Origin of the sequence: Kitasatospora sp. NPDC051853, assembly GCF_044452665.1 — a bacterium.
Classification (GTDB): domain Bacteria; phylum Actinomycetota; class Actinomycetes; order Streptomycetales; family Streptomycetaceae; genus Kitasatospora.
The window spans coordinates 41605-55938 of the sequence record NZ_JBITBY010000006.1; the positions used below are offsets into that span (position 1 = coordinate 41605).

Below are 14334 nucleotides of genomic sequence, written 5' to 3' on the forward strand. Positions count from 1 at the left end.
TAGCGGGCGGGGCGCGGCGGCCCGGGCGCGTTCCGAGGGATGGCCGGGTAGCTCTGTGGACCGAATGGATCGGTGACAGATATATTTAGGGCATGGCCACCGTGCGAGAGCTGACCGGACGCCTGCTGGTCGAGCGTCCGCGGCCGCGGACGATCGCCGCCCGGCCGTACGCGCACTGGCTGGCCGTCGGCGCGGTCTGCCTCGGGGCCTTCCTCGGTCAGCTCACCGCGAGCGTCACCGCGCTGGTCTTCCCCGCCCTGGAGTCCGCCTTCGACACGGGCTTCGCGGCCGTGGCCTGGGTGTCGCTGGCCTACCTGCTGGTGCTGGTGGCGCTGCTCGCCCCGGTCGGGCGGCTGTCCGACCTGATCGGGCGCAAGACGGTCTACCTGGGCGGCTTCGCGGTCTTCGCGCTCGCCTCGCTCGGGGCCGGGGCGGCCGGGAGCCTCGGCGTGCTGGTGGCCTGCCGGGCCGTGCAGGCGGTCGGCGGCGCGATGATGCAGGCCAACAGCGTCGCGCTGGTCGCCCGCGGCGTGCCCGAGCGGGCCATGCGGACGGCGCTCGGCGTCCAGGCGGCCGCGCAGGCCCTGGGCCTGGCGCTGGGCCCGAGCCTGGGCGGCCTGCTGGTCCAACACGCCTCCTGGCGCTGGGTGTTCTGGGTCAACGTGCCGATCGGGCTGGTCGGCCTGGTGGCGGGATGGTTCCTGCTGCCCCGCACCCACCCCGACGGCTGCCCGCCCCGACTCCCGCGCCCGGAAGGGAAGTTCGACCTGGCCGGGCTGCTCCTGCTCGCCGGGGCCACCACCTCCGCACTGCTCGGGCTCTCCGCCGCCTCCGGCCTCCCGCTCCCCGGCTGGGCGGTGGCCGCACTGCTGCTGCTCGCCACCGTGCTGGCGCTCGCCCTGACCCGGCAGGAACGCCGCGCGGACCGTCCGCTGATCCCGCCGGGCCTGGTCAACACCCCCGGCATCCGCACCGGCCTGCTGGTCGCGCTGGTCGGCTACCTGCTGCTGTTCTGCCCGCTGGTGCTCGGCCCGGTGGTGCTGGCCGGGGCGGGGGTCCCGGTGGCGGTCGCGGGGCTGGTGATCACCGCGCTGCCGGGGGCGTTCGCGGTGGCGGCCACCGTCGGCGGCGCGCTGCTCCCCGCCACCTGGACGGACGCCGCCCGCTGCCGCCTCGGGGCGCTACTGGCGGCGCTCGGCCTGGCCGGGGCCGCCGTCCTGCCCGCCGCCCCGGTGGCCACGGCGGTGCCGCTGGCGGTCGCCGGGTACGGGCTCGGGCTGCTGCTGCCGGCCAACAACGCCCTGGTGATGCGCGCCATACCGGCCGCCAGCTCGGCGGTCGGCGGCGGGCTGGTCAGCATGGTGCGCAGCCTCGGCACGGCGCTCGGCACCGCCCTGCCGGTGCTCGGCGTCCACCTGGCCGGGCCCGCCACCGGGGGCCGGGCGGTCCTCGCGCTGCTGGTCCTGGTCGCCGTGGCGGCGGCCCTGGCCGCGGGGCGGGTACGGACCCCGGCGCGCGGCCCGGCCGATCGGCCCGCCCTGCCGCGTCAGTCGGCCGGGGCCGGGTAGGGCTGACGGAGCGTCGGGAGACGCCGACGGGGCGCGGCGCGGGCGGTGTACCGTCCGTGCCGCGCCCAGTCGGGCCGGTGTCTGCCGCCGCTCCCGTCAGGAGAGCGGCTTGGCGCCGCGCTTGTCCAGCATCGAGGTCATCAGGTCGATCTCGGCGCTCTGCCCGTTGACCATGGTCTGGGCGAGGCGCTTCTCCACCGGGTCGGTGCCGATGTCCAGGAAGCCCTGGGCCATCGCGACCCCGCCCTTGTGGTGCTCGATCATCAGCTGGAGGTAGAGCACCTCGGCGTCCTGGCCGCTGAGCGAACGCAGCTTGCCCAGGTCGGTGTTGGTGGCCATGCCCGGCATCAGCGCGCCGTCGTCGGCGGTGAACTTGTGGTCCATCTTCATCCACGCCATGGGGGTGGCACCGGAGTGCTGGGTGAGCCCCCACTGGTCCAGCCAGCCGGTCATCATGCCGCGCTGGTTGGCCTGGGTGTTGATGATGTCGAAGGCCAGGGTCCGGACGTCCTGGTCCTGGGTCCGGTCCCGGACGATGAACGACATGTCCACGGCCTGCTGGTGATGGGTCGACATGTCCCGCGCGAAGCCGGCCTCGGCCGACTCCTGCGCGGGGGCCGCCACGGCCGGGCCGCTGGAGCTGCTGCTGACCAGCGCGGGCACGCCGAGGCCCAGGGCCACGGCGGCGGCCAGCGCGGCCGGCCACCAGACCCGGCGGCGGCCGCCCCGGACGGGGGAGACCGGCTCCTGACCCTCCGTCACGGCGGTCTCGTCCCGGACGACCTCGTCCTTGACGGTCACGGTCACATCACCGCCGCGCTGCAGGAGGCACCCGGCTCCTGGGTCTGCGGGCCCTGCACGTACTTGGTGAAGAAGGTGCCGACCCGCGGGTCGGAGGCGCTGTCCACCGAGAGCTGGGTGCCCCAGGCGGTCAGGGTGATGGTGCCCTTCTCGTCCGGGTAGGGGCTGATGAAGGAGTACGGGGTGGACTTCACCTTGCTGGAGAGCGTGTTGATGTCCTCGGCCGAGGCCTTCGAGTTGTACGTCACCCAGACCGCGCCGTGCTCCAGGGCGTGCACGGCCTTCTCGTTCTCGACCGGCTTGTCGTAGACGGTGCCCATGCAGTTGAGCCACATCGGGTTGTGGTCACCGCCGACCGGCGGGGTCTGCGGGTAGGTCACGGTGGTCTGGACGTGGTTGCGCGAGAGGTTGTCGAAGGTCTGGACGCCGTCGATCGGGGCCTTGGCGGCCGCGGTCTCCTTGTCCTTCTTCGCCTTGGCGTCGAGCGCGATCCACGCGCCGCCGCCGACCATGCCGCCGACGAGCACCACGCCGAGGGTGATCGCGAGGATCTTGTTGCGGCGGTCGCGGCGCTGCTCCTCGGCGCGCAGCTCGGCGATCCGGGCGCGGCGTTCGGCGGTGCTGCCCTTCACGGTGCCCTTGCCCTTGGCGGGCTGCTGCTGCTTGGTCGGCTGCTTGGAAGCGGAACCCATGGAAGTGTGTCCTTGTCCCCGCCGGGCGGTGTCCGGCCGGCGGTATGCGGATTGGCAGGGGAAGCGGAGCCGTCCGGTCCGGCCGGTCGGCCGGGGTGGTCCGGGCGGTGGGTTCCGCTCAGCTCAGGTGGACCTGGAGGACGTGCAGGTCGGGCGCGAGGTCGAGATCGCCCACCGGTGCGGGCCGGGCCGGCGCGGGCAGCGCCAGCGGCGGCACCAGCCGGGCCGCGACGGCCGGTACGGGCTGCGGCGGCGCGTTCGGCAGCTGGGCCTCCGGCCCGCAGAACGTGTGCCCCGAGCAGCCGCTGCCCGGGAACGGCCGCTCGCCGTCCACCGAGCACCAGACCAGCTCGGCGGGGAGCCCGGCCTGGACGGAACTGTGCCTCGTGGTGGCGTGCCCGCCCGGCTGGGGCTGGGCGTGGGCGCCCGGGAGCGCGGTCACCGTGGTCAGCGGGGTGGGTGCGGCGGCCGCCCGGGCCACCGCGTGGGCCGGGCCCGAGCACGGCAGGGCCAGCAGCAGACCGGCCAGCAGGAACGCCCACAGCGCGGCGACGGGGTGGTGGCCTGCGCGGGCCCTCCCCGGCTGCGGTCTGGTGGCCTCCGGCGCGGTCATGCGCACATATTAATCAGCCGAACGGGTGAGGGTAGAGCCCCTTTGGGGGTCTGATCACCGCCCCCACCCCACCCCCGACCCGGGAATTCATCCTGTTGGCACCGTGCAGCACCTGCGCCGCCCCGGCCGGAGGGTGCCGTTCCGGCCGCTGAGCCCATGGAGTGACCGGTTGTCGCCGAATGCCGGACAGCGTCGTTCTCCGTTCGGAAGAATGACGCCGAGTCCGGGAGCAGGCACCGCTCGGCAGACGGCCAGAGACGCACGAGGAGCAGCCGGATGAGCAACCAGGGCACACCGTTGCAGCGCGGCGACGGCTGGTGGCACGAGGTGTACACCGGTCCGGCGGCCACCCTGCCGGATGCCCTGGCGGCGCCCGACGCGGCGGCCGAGGACGCGACGGTGGACGAGTGGTTCGACTCCGCGGTCGGGATGATCGGGGCGCAGCGGACGACGGAGACCGAGGCCGTGGCGGAGCCCGGGCCCGAGGCCGAGGCCGAGGCCGAGGACGCGACGGCGGGGGAGGGTGTGGAGCCCGCCGCCGTGGAGCCGACGGTGGACGAGTGGTTCGACTCGGCGCTCGGGATGATCGGGCCGCAGCGGGTGGCGGAGACTTCGTCGGATGGGCCGGCGGAACCGGTGGTGCCGGTCGTGGCCGAGGCCGGGCCCGACGTCGCGGCCGAGCCGGTCGTGGAGGTCGCGCCGGAGCCCGTGGCCGAGCCCGAAGCGATCGTCGAGCCGGATCCGGAGCCCGTGGCCGTGACGGTGCCTCAGGTGGCCGAGCCCACACTGGAGCCCGAGGTTCCGCCCGTGACGGAGCCCGAGTCCGAACCCGTAGCGACCGTCGAGCCGGATCCGGAGCCCGTCGTGCCGTCCGCCGAGGTGTCCGTCCCGCCGCTGACGCCGCCCGCTCGGCGGGCGTTCGCGCAGCAGCCGGTGCCGCACGTGGGGGAGCGCCCGCCGACGTACGGGCCGGAGCCGACCGCCGTCACGGCCGTGGAGCCGGACGAGTTGGACCTGCTGACCCCCGACACGGTGGTGGACGGTGCGCAGTACGGCGGGGCGACCGTACGGGCCGTCTCGGTGCGGGGGGATTCGGCCCGGTACCGGGGCGAGGGGCGGCGGGACGCGCTGCTGCTGACCCGGTTCGGGGAGGGGGAGGACGGGCTGCTGCTGGCGGTGGTCGGCACCACGCCGGAGCCCTCGCCGTTGGCGGCGGAGGCCTGCCGGCAGTTGGCGGCGGCGGTCGGGCGGAGTCGGGCGGAGCTCGCCGCCGACCTGCGCGCGGGCGCGCGGGACCGGCTGCGCTACGGGCTCCAACGTCTGACCACCGGCGCGTTCGCCCCGCTGCGCGCCCCCGGGGCACCGCAGGACGCCCCGCAGGACGCCGCCCTGCACTGCCTGATGATCTCGCTCGACCCGACCGCCACCCACCGCGCGGCCTTCGGCCTCGGGCCCGGCGGCCTCTACCTGCTGCGCTCCGGCCACTGGATCGACGCCTACGCCGCCCGCCTGCTCCACCACCCGGACGGCCAGCTCCCGCACCCGGTGGGCCCGCACCCCCGCGCGTTCCGCTTCCGGCTGGTCCCGGCCACCTCGGGCGACATCCTGCTGCTCTGCACCCCCGGCCTGGCCGACCCCCTCGCCGAGGAGCCCTCGGTGGCCCACTTCCTCGCCAACCACTGGGCCCACCCGCACCCGCCCGGCACCGTGGACTTCCTCCGCCAGATCCAGGTCCGCGCCAAGGGCTACGCCTCCGACCGCACCGCCGTCGCCCTCTGGACCGAGTGACGCCGCGTCAGCCCGCCCCCTTCGCCCGCCGGCCCGCCCGGCGCGGCGGTGGCCACTCCTGGAGGCGTTCGCCGACGGAGGTCCTCGCCGCCGGTTTCGAGCCGCGGCGGTCATCCCGCCCGGCACGCACGGTCGACGCGAACGGTCGGACAGCCCCCGGAGCAGGCCCGCGTGCCGGGCACCGCGCTGCCGCCTCGCGCCAGCCGGTCCGGACGCCGACCACGGCCCGAGCGGAGGTCAGTCCCGCAGCAGGGCCCGGGCGACGGAGTCGAGCTGTGCCTCGGCCGTGGCGCGGTCGGCGCCGGGGAGGCCGATCGCCACGGGGACGGCCAGTCCGTCGAGCAGGGCCCGCAACTGCACGGCCCGTTCGGCGACTCCGGTGCTCCCGAGCCCGAACTCCCCGCCCGCCACGCCCTCTTCGAGCAGTGCGACCAGGTCCGCCTGCCACGGGGCCTCGATCTCCAGCTGGCCCTGCCGGATCTCGGCGCTCGCGGGGGAGCGTCCCCAGACCTCCAGCCAGAGCACCCAGCGCGGATCGCCCGGACCCTCCGGCAGGTACAGGGCGCCGTAGGCGGCCAGCCGCTGACGGACCGTCGTGCCGCGGTCGGCGAGGACGGCCCGGCGGCGTTCGCCGAGCTGTTCCTCGCTCCAGCGCAGCGTCTCCAGCAGTAGCTGGTCCTTGCTGCCGAAGTAGTAGAGGAGGTGGCCGGCGCTCATCTGGAGCTGCTTGCCGAGCCCGGCCATGGTCAGTTTGGCCAGCCCGTGCTCGGCGATGGCGGCCCGCGCGGTGGCGAAGACCTCCTCGCGCGGCCGCGCCGGGCGCCGGGTGCGTGGCTCGGCCATCGGGGCTGTCCTTCCTGCTCCTGCGGGGTGGCTGGGCTGCGGTCAGCCTCTCACGAAAGGCCGCCCCACCGTCCGTCCGTCCGCCGCGGGCCGTCCTGCGGGCCGTCCCGCGGTCCGGGCCCGCTGTCCCGTGGCGTACCGACCCTCGCCGACAGGCCCGCTCCTAACGCTGGTCGCCGACCTCGAGGACGGGCCGGTGGTGGCGGGCCCGGCCGCCGTGTCGGCCGCGGCCGGCCAGACGGCAGCCGAGGCAGTCGGTGTGGCGGGTGGTGTCCCGGACCTTCCAGCTCCACTGCTGCTCGGGGCGGGGGCCGCTCGGCTTGCCCCAGCCGGTGAGGTGCAGTGCCCAGGTGGCCAGGGCGCCGAGGACGACCACGGCGGCGCCCAGCCGGAGGAGGAGGGGTGAGCCCGCGCACATGCCCACCCCCGCGAGGACGGTGCCGGCCGTCACCACGGCGGTGCCGGTCCAGCCGGCGAGGGTGTGGCCCATGTCGTGGTGACCGTGGATGCCGCTCATGGGGGCGCTCCTTCGTCATGATGGGGGACGTAGACGCAGATGTCTTAGTTTCTAAGTATCTTAGACTGTAAGGAGATTTCTGGTGGAGGGCAAGCCGCGCCCCGAGGCGTCCCCGGAGCAGGCCCTGGCGGCCATGGACCGGCTGATCGCGCTGAGCCTGACCGGCCAGCAGGACATCGCGCAGCGCCTGGGACTGGGGGTCACCGACCTCACCTGCCTCGGCCACGTGCTGGGGGCCGGCGCCGAGCCGATCACCGCGGGGGAGCTGGCCGAGCGGGCCAACCTCACCACCGGGGCCGTCACCGGTGTGGTCAACCGCCTGGAGAAGGCCGGCTACGCCCGCCGGCAGGCGGACCCGGCGGACCGGCGGCGGGTGCGGGTCGTCGCCGACGAGACGGCGGCCGGGCGGCTGTACGAGGTGTACGGGCCGTTCTACCTGCGGTTGAACGAGCTGTTCGCCGACTACACGCCGGACGAGGTCGCCGTGCTGGCGGACTGGTTCACCCGTGCGGCCGGGCTGATGCGGACCCGGCAGGAGGAGCTGCGGCGGCCGGCGGACGGGTGACGGCGGGCTGCGGGGCCGGACTCCCGGCGAAGGAGGGGAGTTGACGACGGTTCAGACGCGCGTGGACCGGATGCGGCGGTACCCGTACGGCATGTCGTCCGTCGCCACCACCGCGCGTGCGGGGCACGGCTCGACCGCGATGCGCCGGGAGGACGGCCGGTGGGCCACCCCGCTGCGGGAACTGACGGTGGAACAGCTCGCCGCCGTCGCGACGGCGGAGGGCGTCACCTCGGCCGGGTAGCATCCGGCCCGGGGCGGAGGGAACGCCACCACCAGACCCATGGGGGATTTCATGCGCACACGTGCGAAGGGCCTGCTGGCCCTCGCCTTCAGCTCGGTCCTGGCCCTGACGGCCGTCTCCGCCACCGGTGCCACCGGCGCGGCCGCGGCCGGCAGCCGGGGCCTGGAGATCGCGGTGCCGGCGTACGTCTGGCCGGGGGGCCCGATGACCACGGCCCTGCAGGGCACCTCGCCCGCCGCCTCGGTGGTGGTGCTCAACCCGGGCAACGGCGACAGCCCGTTCAGCGCCGCCTGGCAGGCGCAGGCCGACGCACTGCGCGCCGGGGTCACCGCGACCGGCGCGCACACCAAGGTGCTCGGCTACGTCCACACCGGCAACGGCACCCGCCCGGCGGCCGAGGTGAAGGCCTCGGTGGACAACTACCTGAAGACCGCCGACGGCAAGCTGCACGTGGACGGCATCTTCTTCGACGTGGTCAGCCGGGACTGCGGCGCGGGCAACGCCACCCGCGACCACTACCTGGCGCTGCGTCAGTACGTGCAGGCCACCGTCGAGTCGGTGGCGCCCGGCACCGAGGAGCTGGTGATCGACAACCCCGGCACCGCGATCGCCGACTGCTACCTGGAGCCCGGCCACCGCACCGCCGACACCTTCGTCACCTACGAGGGCACCCACGCCAACTACACCGGCAGCGGCTGGCTCGGCGGGAACGTCTTCAACCTGACGGCCGGCTACTACTCGGGCGCGGCCTTCGACCCGAGCGGCACCTCCTTCTGGCACCTGGTCTACGGCGTGCCCGGCCAGGTCGAGATGAAGGCCGCCCTGGACACCGCCTTCGCCCGGGGCGCCGGCTACGCCTACGCCACCGACGACACCCTGCCCAACCCCTGGGACGCGGCGCCGGGCTTCGGCTTCGCCGCCCAGACCTCGTACGCGGCGACCATCGGCTGACGGTCGGTCAGGGCCTCGTCAGGGCCCCGGCGGGGCACCGGGAGCGCACGTCGCCCGGTGCCCCGCCGGGGCGTACGCGCCGGGGCCGGGCGCCGTCGGCGTTCCCCCGTTCGTCTGATTGTCCGCCGCTTTCCGGGGCGGGGGAGCACCTGACGGGTCATCACTGGAGGCATGGGAAGAACCGGCTCCGTGCTCCTCTCCTCGCTGCTCGTGCTCGCGGCAGTCCTCCCGATCTCCTCCGAGGTGGTGCTCCCGGTCTCCGCGGACACCGCGGAGGCCGTGAAGGAGGCCACCACCTGCCCCCGCGTCCAGGTGGCCGGGCACCGCGGCGCCCCCGCCGTGGCGCCCGAGAACACCATGGCCTCCTTCGACGCCGCCCTCCGCGAGGGGGCCGACTGGCTGGAGACCGACGTCCTGGTCAGCCGGGACGGCGTCCCGGTGCTGATCCACGACCCGACCGTGGACCGGGTCACCGGCGGCACCGGCCACGGCGAGGTCGCCGGCCTGCGGATCGCCGAACTGGACCGGCTGCGGGTCACCGTTGGCCCCGGTGGTCCGCAGCCGATCCCGCACCTCACCGAACTGCTGGACCGGCTGCGCGGCACCGAGGTCCGGCTGCTGCTGGAGATCAAGGACGTCGGCGGCCCGGCGGACGCCGCCCTGATCGGCCGGCTGGCCGCGGTCTCCGGCGTCCGGGTGGAGCTCTACTCCTTCCGGCCCGAGCACCTGCGGGCGGCCCACGGCGCCGCACCCGGCCTCCCGCTCACCCTGCTCCAGGCCTCTTGGTACGCCCGGGACCCGGAGGGGCTGCCGCTGCATGCCGTCTCCCTGGAGCGGGTGCTCGCCACCCCCGAGCGGATCCGGGCCGAGCACGCGGCGGGGCGCCGGGTCTACGTCTGGACGGTGGACGACCCGGCCGCCTGGGACGAGCTGGCGGAGCGCGGGGTGGACGCGGTGATCACCGACACCCCCGGCGCCGCCCGCTCCCGGCTGGACCGCGACTGCCCGCGGCGCGGCGGCCACCAGTGGCGGCGCATGGCGGCACCCCGGTGAACCCGGTGGGACCTACGCCCGCTCCGGCCTGACCCGCGTGGAGGAGGAGCGGGCGGGGCCACCCCAGCCGTGGCCGTGCACCTCGCCGGAGGGGATTCAGAGCAGTCCGTGGTGCCGCTTGGCCTCCTCGGCGAGGGAGTTGGCGTACTCGGCGAGCGTCACCCCGCCGAACGGCTCGTCGACGGGCAGCACGAGGTACTTGCTGGACTCGAGACTTCCGGCGTTGTCCCCGAGCCTGACGCCGATGCAGGTGCCGACCGCGCGGACGAAGTCGCTCCCGCCGAGGTGGACCGTCGTTCCGTCGGGCCGCTCCCAAGGCAGGAACTTCAGGCCCTCGGTACCGGCGCCCAGCCAAGTGGCACGGGCCTGTGCCGGGTTGTTCCGGGCCCAGGCCGCGAATCCTGCGGCGTAGGGCAGGGCACTGCGGTGGGCCTGGAACGTGAGGACCGTCCGGGGCGGGACGGCTCCCAGGCGCAGCAAGTACCGTCAGGCGGTCTCACGGGGCTTGCGCAGAACGGTGTTGGGCATGTGTTGTCACTCCTCGGGACCGGTCGGGCGGTTGGTGATCATGCCGCACCGGGTGTGAGCGGCGGCCTCGCGGGGACGCTCAGCTCCTTGCGGTGGACGGTGGAGCTGTGGCGCACCCGCATGCCGACCCGCAGGTAGAGGTCGAGGGCGCCGGTCCCGGAGTGGGTGCCGAGGGTGGTGGTGGGGCGGCCGTGGCGGCGGAAGGCGTCGAAGGTGGCGGCCAGGAGGTGGCGGGCGAGGCCGCGGTGGCGGTGGGCGGGGTGGACGGCGAGCTGTTCGATCCAGCCCTGGTCCGGTTCGGGGGAGTGCAGGGAGACGGTGGCGCCGGTGAGCCGGCCGTCGGTGAGGGCGAGCAGGGTGGCGGCCGGGGCGAAGGCGGGGTGGGCGACGGTGTGCGCGGCCCACTCCCGGTAGCCGTGGCGGCGCTGCTGCCACTCGTCGAAGGCGTCCTGGACGAGGGTGTGCAGGGCCGGGCCGTCGCCCTCCCGGTACGGCCGGACGGTGGTGCCGGGCGGCGCGGGCGGGAGCTCCCCCGGGGTGGCCCGGTGCTCCAACAGCCATTCGGTGACCCGGGGTTGGTACCCGCGTGAGCGGACCAGGGAGACCGCGGCCGCGTCGGCGTCCGGTACCACCTGGGTGATCTGCTCCGCGCCGGCCGCCCGGGCCCGGGCCTCGGCCCAGTCGAGCAGCGCCGCCCCGAGCCCGAGCCCCCGGTGCGCCGGGTGCACCCGCACCACGGAGCGCCGGTCGACCCAGGCCCAGCCCGCGACCGCGCCGGTGGCGTCCCGCGCCACCGCGGTGTCCAGCTCGGCCACCAGCCCGGGCCGGGCCAGGTCGGCCGTCACCCGGCCGGCGTCGCTGCCGGCCCGCCCGTACAACTCCCGCTCGCAGGAGGCCAGCAGGGCCTCGACCGCGCGGACGTCCTCGGGCCGGGCCGGGTGGCTCCGGTACCCGGCGGGCAGCAGCGGTTCGACGTGTCCCGGCATGCCGTCAGCCTAACCGGCGGGGCACGGAGGGGAGTTCAGTCCCCGACGTAGATCTGCTGCTGCGGGTCGAGGTGCTCGCCGCCGGGGGCCGTGTAGTTGGCGTAGGGGGTCTTGCCGCTGAGCACGTGGGCCACCGAGGTGGCGGCGGCCGAGGTCAGGCCGGTGGCCAGCGCGATGGCGGCAGCGGCGGCGGCGATGGAGCGGATGTGCATGGTTCCCCCGTGGTCCGTTCGTCCCGGCCGTACGGGCCGGAGCGGCGATCCTCGCAGGTGGGCGGCGCGCCGCACAAGGGATGTCCGTGGCCCGGGACGGTGACGGCCCGCCGGCCGGAAGGCCGACGGGCCGACGGGCCGTCACCGAGGCTGACCGGGGGGTCAGGGCTTGGGCTGCTGCTGGGTGATGCAGTGGATGCCGCCGCCGTTGGCGAAGATCTCGCGGGCGTCGACCAGTTCGACGGTGCGGCCGGGGTAGGCCTGGCCGAGCAGCTCGGCGGCGGTCCGGTCGCGCGGGTCGTCGAAGGCGCAGAGGATGACGGCGCCGTTGGCGACGTAGTGGTTGATGTAGGAGTAGTCGACCGGCTCGCCCTCCTCGTCCAGCAGGACGGTGGGGGCGGGGAGTTCGATGACCTCCAGCTGCCGACCCTGGGCGTCGGTGGAGGCGCGCAGGATGGCGACCAGCTCCTGGCAGACCTCGTGGTCCGGGTGGGCCGGGTCCGGCTGGACGTGGGCGACGACCACGCCGGGGCGGACGAAGGAGGCGACGATGTCGATGTGGCCCCGGGTGCCGAACTCGTCGTAGTCGCGGGTGAGTCCGCGCGGCAGCCAGACCGCCTTGGTGGTGCCGAGGTGGGCGTGCAGCTCGGCCTCGACCTGCTCCCTGGTCCAGTCGGAGTTGCGGCCCTCGCCGAGCTGGACGGTGTCGGTCACCAGCACGGTGCCCTCGCCGTCGACGTGGATGCCGCCGCCCTCGTTGATCAGGCGGGAGGCGAAGCGCTGCACCTCGGTGAGCTTGGTGATCTCCTCGGCGATGTGCTGGTCGTTGTCCCAGCGGGCCCAGGACTGCGCGCCCCAGCCGTTGAACACCCAGTCGGTGGCGGCGAGTTCACCGGAGCCGTTGACCAGGAAGGTCGGGCCGATGTCCCGCATCCAGGCGTCGTCCAGCGGGCGCTCGACCAGTTCGACGGCGGCGTCGACGTAGCGGCGGGCGGCGTCCAGCTCCCCGGTGTTGACGATCATCGTGACCGGCTCGTACCGGACGATGGTGTTGGCGACCCGGGCCCAGGCCTCCCGCGCGTCGTGCAGGTGGTCGGGGGTGTCGAAGGTCGGGTTGTCGGTGGGGAAGGCCATCCAGGTGCGGTCGTGCGGGTGCCATTCGGCGGGCATCCGGAAGCCGAGCTGGGCGGGGGTGGAGGTCATGGGTGTGAAGTCCTCAGCGGGTGACGGGGGTCGGGTGGGCGGGGGTCAGAGGAAGTAGAGGCGGCTGAGCGACACCGAGTCGGCCGGGGCCGAGCGCAGGGGTTCGCCGTCGAGCGAGACCAGGCCGGTGGTGGCCTCGACCTGGACGGTGCCGGTGCGGGCGTTGCGGACCATGTCGGCCGGGCCGATGCCGCGGGTGCCGCGGACGGCGACCCGGCGGCGCCGGGTGGGCAGGGTGTCGCCGTTGTCGACCGCGGCCCGGGCCACGAAGGCGACCGAGAGGTCGGCGGCGGTGGCGCCGTGGGCGCCGAACTGCGGCCCCAGGACGAGGGGTTCGCAGCGGTCGGTGGAGGCGTTGGGGTCGCCGGTGACGCCGTAGGCGGGGAAGCCGGACTTCAGCACCAGCTGCGGTTTGGCGCCGAAGTGGTCCGGGCGCCAGAGCACGATGTCGGCGAGCTTGCCCACCTCGATCGAGCCGACCTCGTGGGAGAGGCCGTGGGCGATGGCGGGGTTGATGGTGAGCTTGGCGATGTAGCGCAGCACCCGCTCGTTGTCGTCCCCGGCCTCGGTGGTGCCGAACCCACCGTCCAGCGGCCCGAGTTCGAGCTTCATCTTGCCGGCCATGGCGAAGGTGCGGCGCACCGTCTCGCCGGCCCGGCCCATGCCCTGGGCGTCGGAGGAGGTGATGCCGATGACGCCCAGGTCGTGCAGCACGTCCTCGGCGCCCATGGTGCCGGCCCGGATCCGGTCGCGGGCCATGGCGGCGTCGCCGGGGAGGTCCACCTTGAGGTCGTGGGCCGAGACGATCATGCCGAAGTGCTCGCCGAGGGCGTCCCGGCCGAAGGGCAGGGTGGGGTTGGTGGAGGAGCCGATCACGTTGGGGACGCCGGCCATCTTCAGCACGTTCGGGACGTGCCCGCCGCCGCAGCCCTCGATGTGGAAGGCGTGGATGGTGCGCCCGTCCAGGACCCGCAGGGTGTCCTCGACCGAGAGGCACTCGTTGAGGCCGTCGGTGTGCAGCGCGACCTGGACGTCGTGCTCCTCGGCGACCCGCAGCGCGGTGTCCAGGGCGCGGGTGTGGGCGCCCATGTCCTCGTGCACCTTGAAGCCCGAGGCGCCGCCCTCGGCCAGCGCCTCGACCAGCGGGGCCGGGTCGGAGGAGGAGCCGCGGCCCAGGAAGCCGATGTTGACCGGCCAGGCGTCGAAGGCGTTGAAGGCGTGCCGCAGGGCCCAGGGGGAGTTGACGCCGACGCCCCAGACCGGGCCGAACTCCTGGCCGATGACGGTGGTGACGCCGGAGGCCAGCGAGGCCTCCATGATCCGCGGCGAGAGCAGGTGGACGTGGGTGTCGATCGCGCCGGCGGTGGCGATCAGGCCCTCGCCGGAGACGATCGTGGTGCCGGTGCCGACCACCACCTCGACGCCGTCCAGGGTGTCCGGGTTGCCGGCCCGGCCGATGGCGGCGATCCGGCCGCCGACCAGGCCGATCGAGGTCTTGCGGACGCCCTGCACCGCGTCGATCACCAGCACGTTGGAGATGACGACGTCACAGGTGTCGCGCACGGCGGCGGGCTTGAGGTGCAGCCCGTCCCGGGCGGTCTTGCCGAAGCCGGCCAGGAACTCGTCGCCGGGGGCCTGCGAGTCGGACTCCACCCGGACGATCAGGCCGGAGTCGCCGAGCCGGATCCGGTCGCCGGCCCGGGGGCCGTGCACGGAGACGTAGTCGTGCGGGGTGATGGCGGTCATCGGACGGCCTCCGCGGGGGTGTCGACG

At 74.8% G+C, this 14334-nt stretch carries 16 protein-coding genes; 6 read left to right on the top strand and 10 right to left on the bottom strand.

The genetic code is table 11. From position 1 onward, the window contains the following. The first annotated feature begins 92 nt into the window (after positions 1 to 92). Positions 93 to 1568, top strand: coding sequence for an MFS transporter (locus ACIA8O_RS18245; RefSeq protein WP_396294884.1), 1476 nt, complete (start codon positions 93 to 95; stop codon positions 1566 to 1568). A 96-nt stretch (positions 1569 to 1664) separates the two neighbouring features. Here the strand turns inward: ACIA8O_RS18245 and ACIA8O_RS18250 are convergent, their stop codons facing one another. The 3 genes from ACIA8O_RS18250 to ACIA8O_RS18260 all read right to left on the bottom strand — a co-directional run bounded on the left by ACIA8O_RS18250 (position 1665) and on the right by ACIA8O_RS18260 (position 3674). Further along, complete coding sequence (locus ACIA8O_RS18250) at positions 1665 to 2243, bottom strand: DUF305 domain-containing protein (RefSeq protein ID WP_396295327.1); 579 nt, start codon at positions 2241 to 2243, stop codon at positions 1665 to 1667. 128 nt (positions 2244 to 2371) lie between these two features. Further along, entirely contained in the window at positions 2372 to 3061 is a 690-nt protein-coding gene (locus tag ACIA8O_RS18255) for a DUF3105 domain-containing protein (protein WP_396294885.1), read from the bottom strand. A gap of 118 nt (positions 3062 to 3179) precedes the next feature. Beyond that, the gene (locus ACIA8O_RS18260; RefSeq protein WP_396294886.1) at positions 3180 to 3674 is read right to left on the bottom strand and encodes a hypothetical protein; all 495 of its coding nucleotides are present in this window, start codon (positions 3672 to 3674) and stop codon (positions 3180 to 3182) included. 276 nt (positions 3675 to 3950) lie between these two features. Between ACIA8O_RS18260 and ACIA8O_RS18265 the strand changes: the two genes are divergently transcribed. Further along, on the top strand, positions 3951 to 5462 hold the full coding sequence (locus tag ACIA8O_RS18265) for a hypothetical protein (protein ID WP_396294887.1): 1512 nt from the start codon (positions 3951 to 3953) through the stop codon (positions 5460 to 5462). A 237-nt stretch (positions 5463 to 5699) separates the two neighbouring features. Here the strand turns inward: ACIA8O_RS18265 and ACIA8O_RS18270 are convergent, their stop codons facing one another. Both ACIA8O_RS18270 and ACIA8O_RS18275 read right to left on the bottom strand, forming a co-directional pair. After that, positions 5700 to 6305, bottom strand: a complete 606-nt coding sequence (locus tag ACIA8O_RS18270; protein WP_396294888.1) for a TetR/AcrR family transcriptional regulator — start codon at positions 6303 to 6305, stop codon at positions 5700 to 5702. A 163-nt stretch (positions 6306 to 6468) separates the two neighbouring features. Then, a complete protein-coding gene (locus ACIA8O_RS18275; RefSeq protein ID WP_396294889.1) occupies positions 6469 to 6822 on the bottom strand; it encodes an HGxxPAAW family protein in 354 nt (117 codons plus the stop codon). An 82-nt stretch (positions 6823 to 6904) separates the two neighbouring features. Between ACIA8O_RS18275 and ACIA8O_RS18280 the strand changes: the two genes are divergently transcribed. The 4 genes from ACIA8O_RS18280 to ACIA8O_RS18295 all read left to right on the top strand — a co-directional run bounded on the left by ACIA8O_RS18280 (position 6905) and on the right by ACIA8O_RS18295 (position 9632). Then, a complete protein-coding gene (locus ACIA8O_RS18280) occupies positions 6905 to 7387 on the top strand; it encodes a MarR family winged helix-turn-helix transcriptional regulator (protein WP_396294890.1) in 483 nt (160 codons plus the stop codon). Positions 7388 to 7427: 40 nt separating this feature from the next. After that, entirely contained in the window at positions 7428 to 7628 is a 201-nt protein-coding gene (locus ACIA8O_RS18285; protein WP_396294891.1) for a hypothetical protein, read from the top strand. Positions 7629 to 7679: 51 nt separating this feature from the next. Next, the gene (locus tag ACIA8O_RS18290) at positions 7680 to 8579 is read left to right on the top strand and encodes a spherulation-specific family 4 protein (protein WP_396294892.1); all 900 of its coding nucleotides are present in this window, start codon (positions 7680 to 7682) and stop codon (positions 8577 to 8579) included. 171 nt (positions 8580 to 8750) lie between these two features. Further along, positions 8751 to 9632, top strand: a complete 882-nt coding sequence (locus tag ACIA8O_RS18295) for a glycerophosphodiester phosphodiesterase (protein WP_396294894.1) — start codon at positions 8751 to 8753, stop codon at positions 9630 to 9632. Positions 9633 to 9728: 96 nt separating this feature from the next. On the opposite strand, the gene ACIA8O_RS18300 is transcribed toward ACIA8O_RS18295, so the two are convergent. The 5 genes from ACIA8O_RS18300 to ACIA8O_RS18320 form a co-directional block, all read right to left on the bottom strand. After that, positions 9729 to 10112, bottom strand: a complete 384-nt coding sequence (locus tag ACIA8O_RS18300) for a hypothetical protein (protein WP_396294895.1) — start codon at positions 10110 to 10112, stop codon at positions 9729 to 9731. A gap of 86 nt (positions 10113 to 10198) precedes the next feature. Then, a complete protein-coding gene (locus ACIA8O_RS18305) occupies positions 10199 to 11146 on the bottom strand; it encodes a GNAT family N-acetyltransferase (RefSeq protein ID WP_396294896.1) in 948 nt (315 codons plus the stop codon). Between the two features lie 35 nt (positions 11147 to 11181). Further along, positions 11182 to 11358 (bottom strand): hypothetical protein, encoded by a 177-nt coding sequence (locus ACIA8O_RS18310; RefSeq protein ID WP_396294897.1) that lies wholly within the window; start codon positions 11356 to 11358, stop codon positions 11182 to 11184. A gap of 162 nt (positions 11359 to 11520) precedes the next feature. Further along, positions 11521 to 12561, bottom strand: a complete 1041-nt coding sequence (locus ACIA8O_RS18315) for an agmatine/peptidylarginine deiminase (protein WP_396294898.1) — start codon at positions 12559 to 12561, stop codon at positions 11521 to 11523. 45 nt (positions 12562 to 12606) lie between these two features. Further along, entirely contained in the window at positions 12607 to 14307 is a 1701-nt protein-coding gene (locus ACIA8O_RS18320; protein ID WP_396294899.1) for an urease subunit alpha, read from the bottom strand. Between the last annotated feature and the right edge of the window lie 27 nt (positions 14308 to 14334).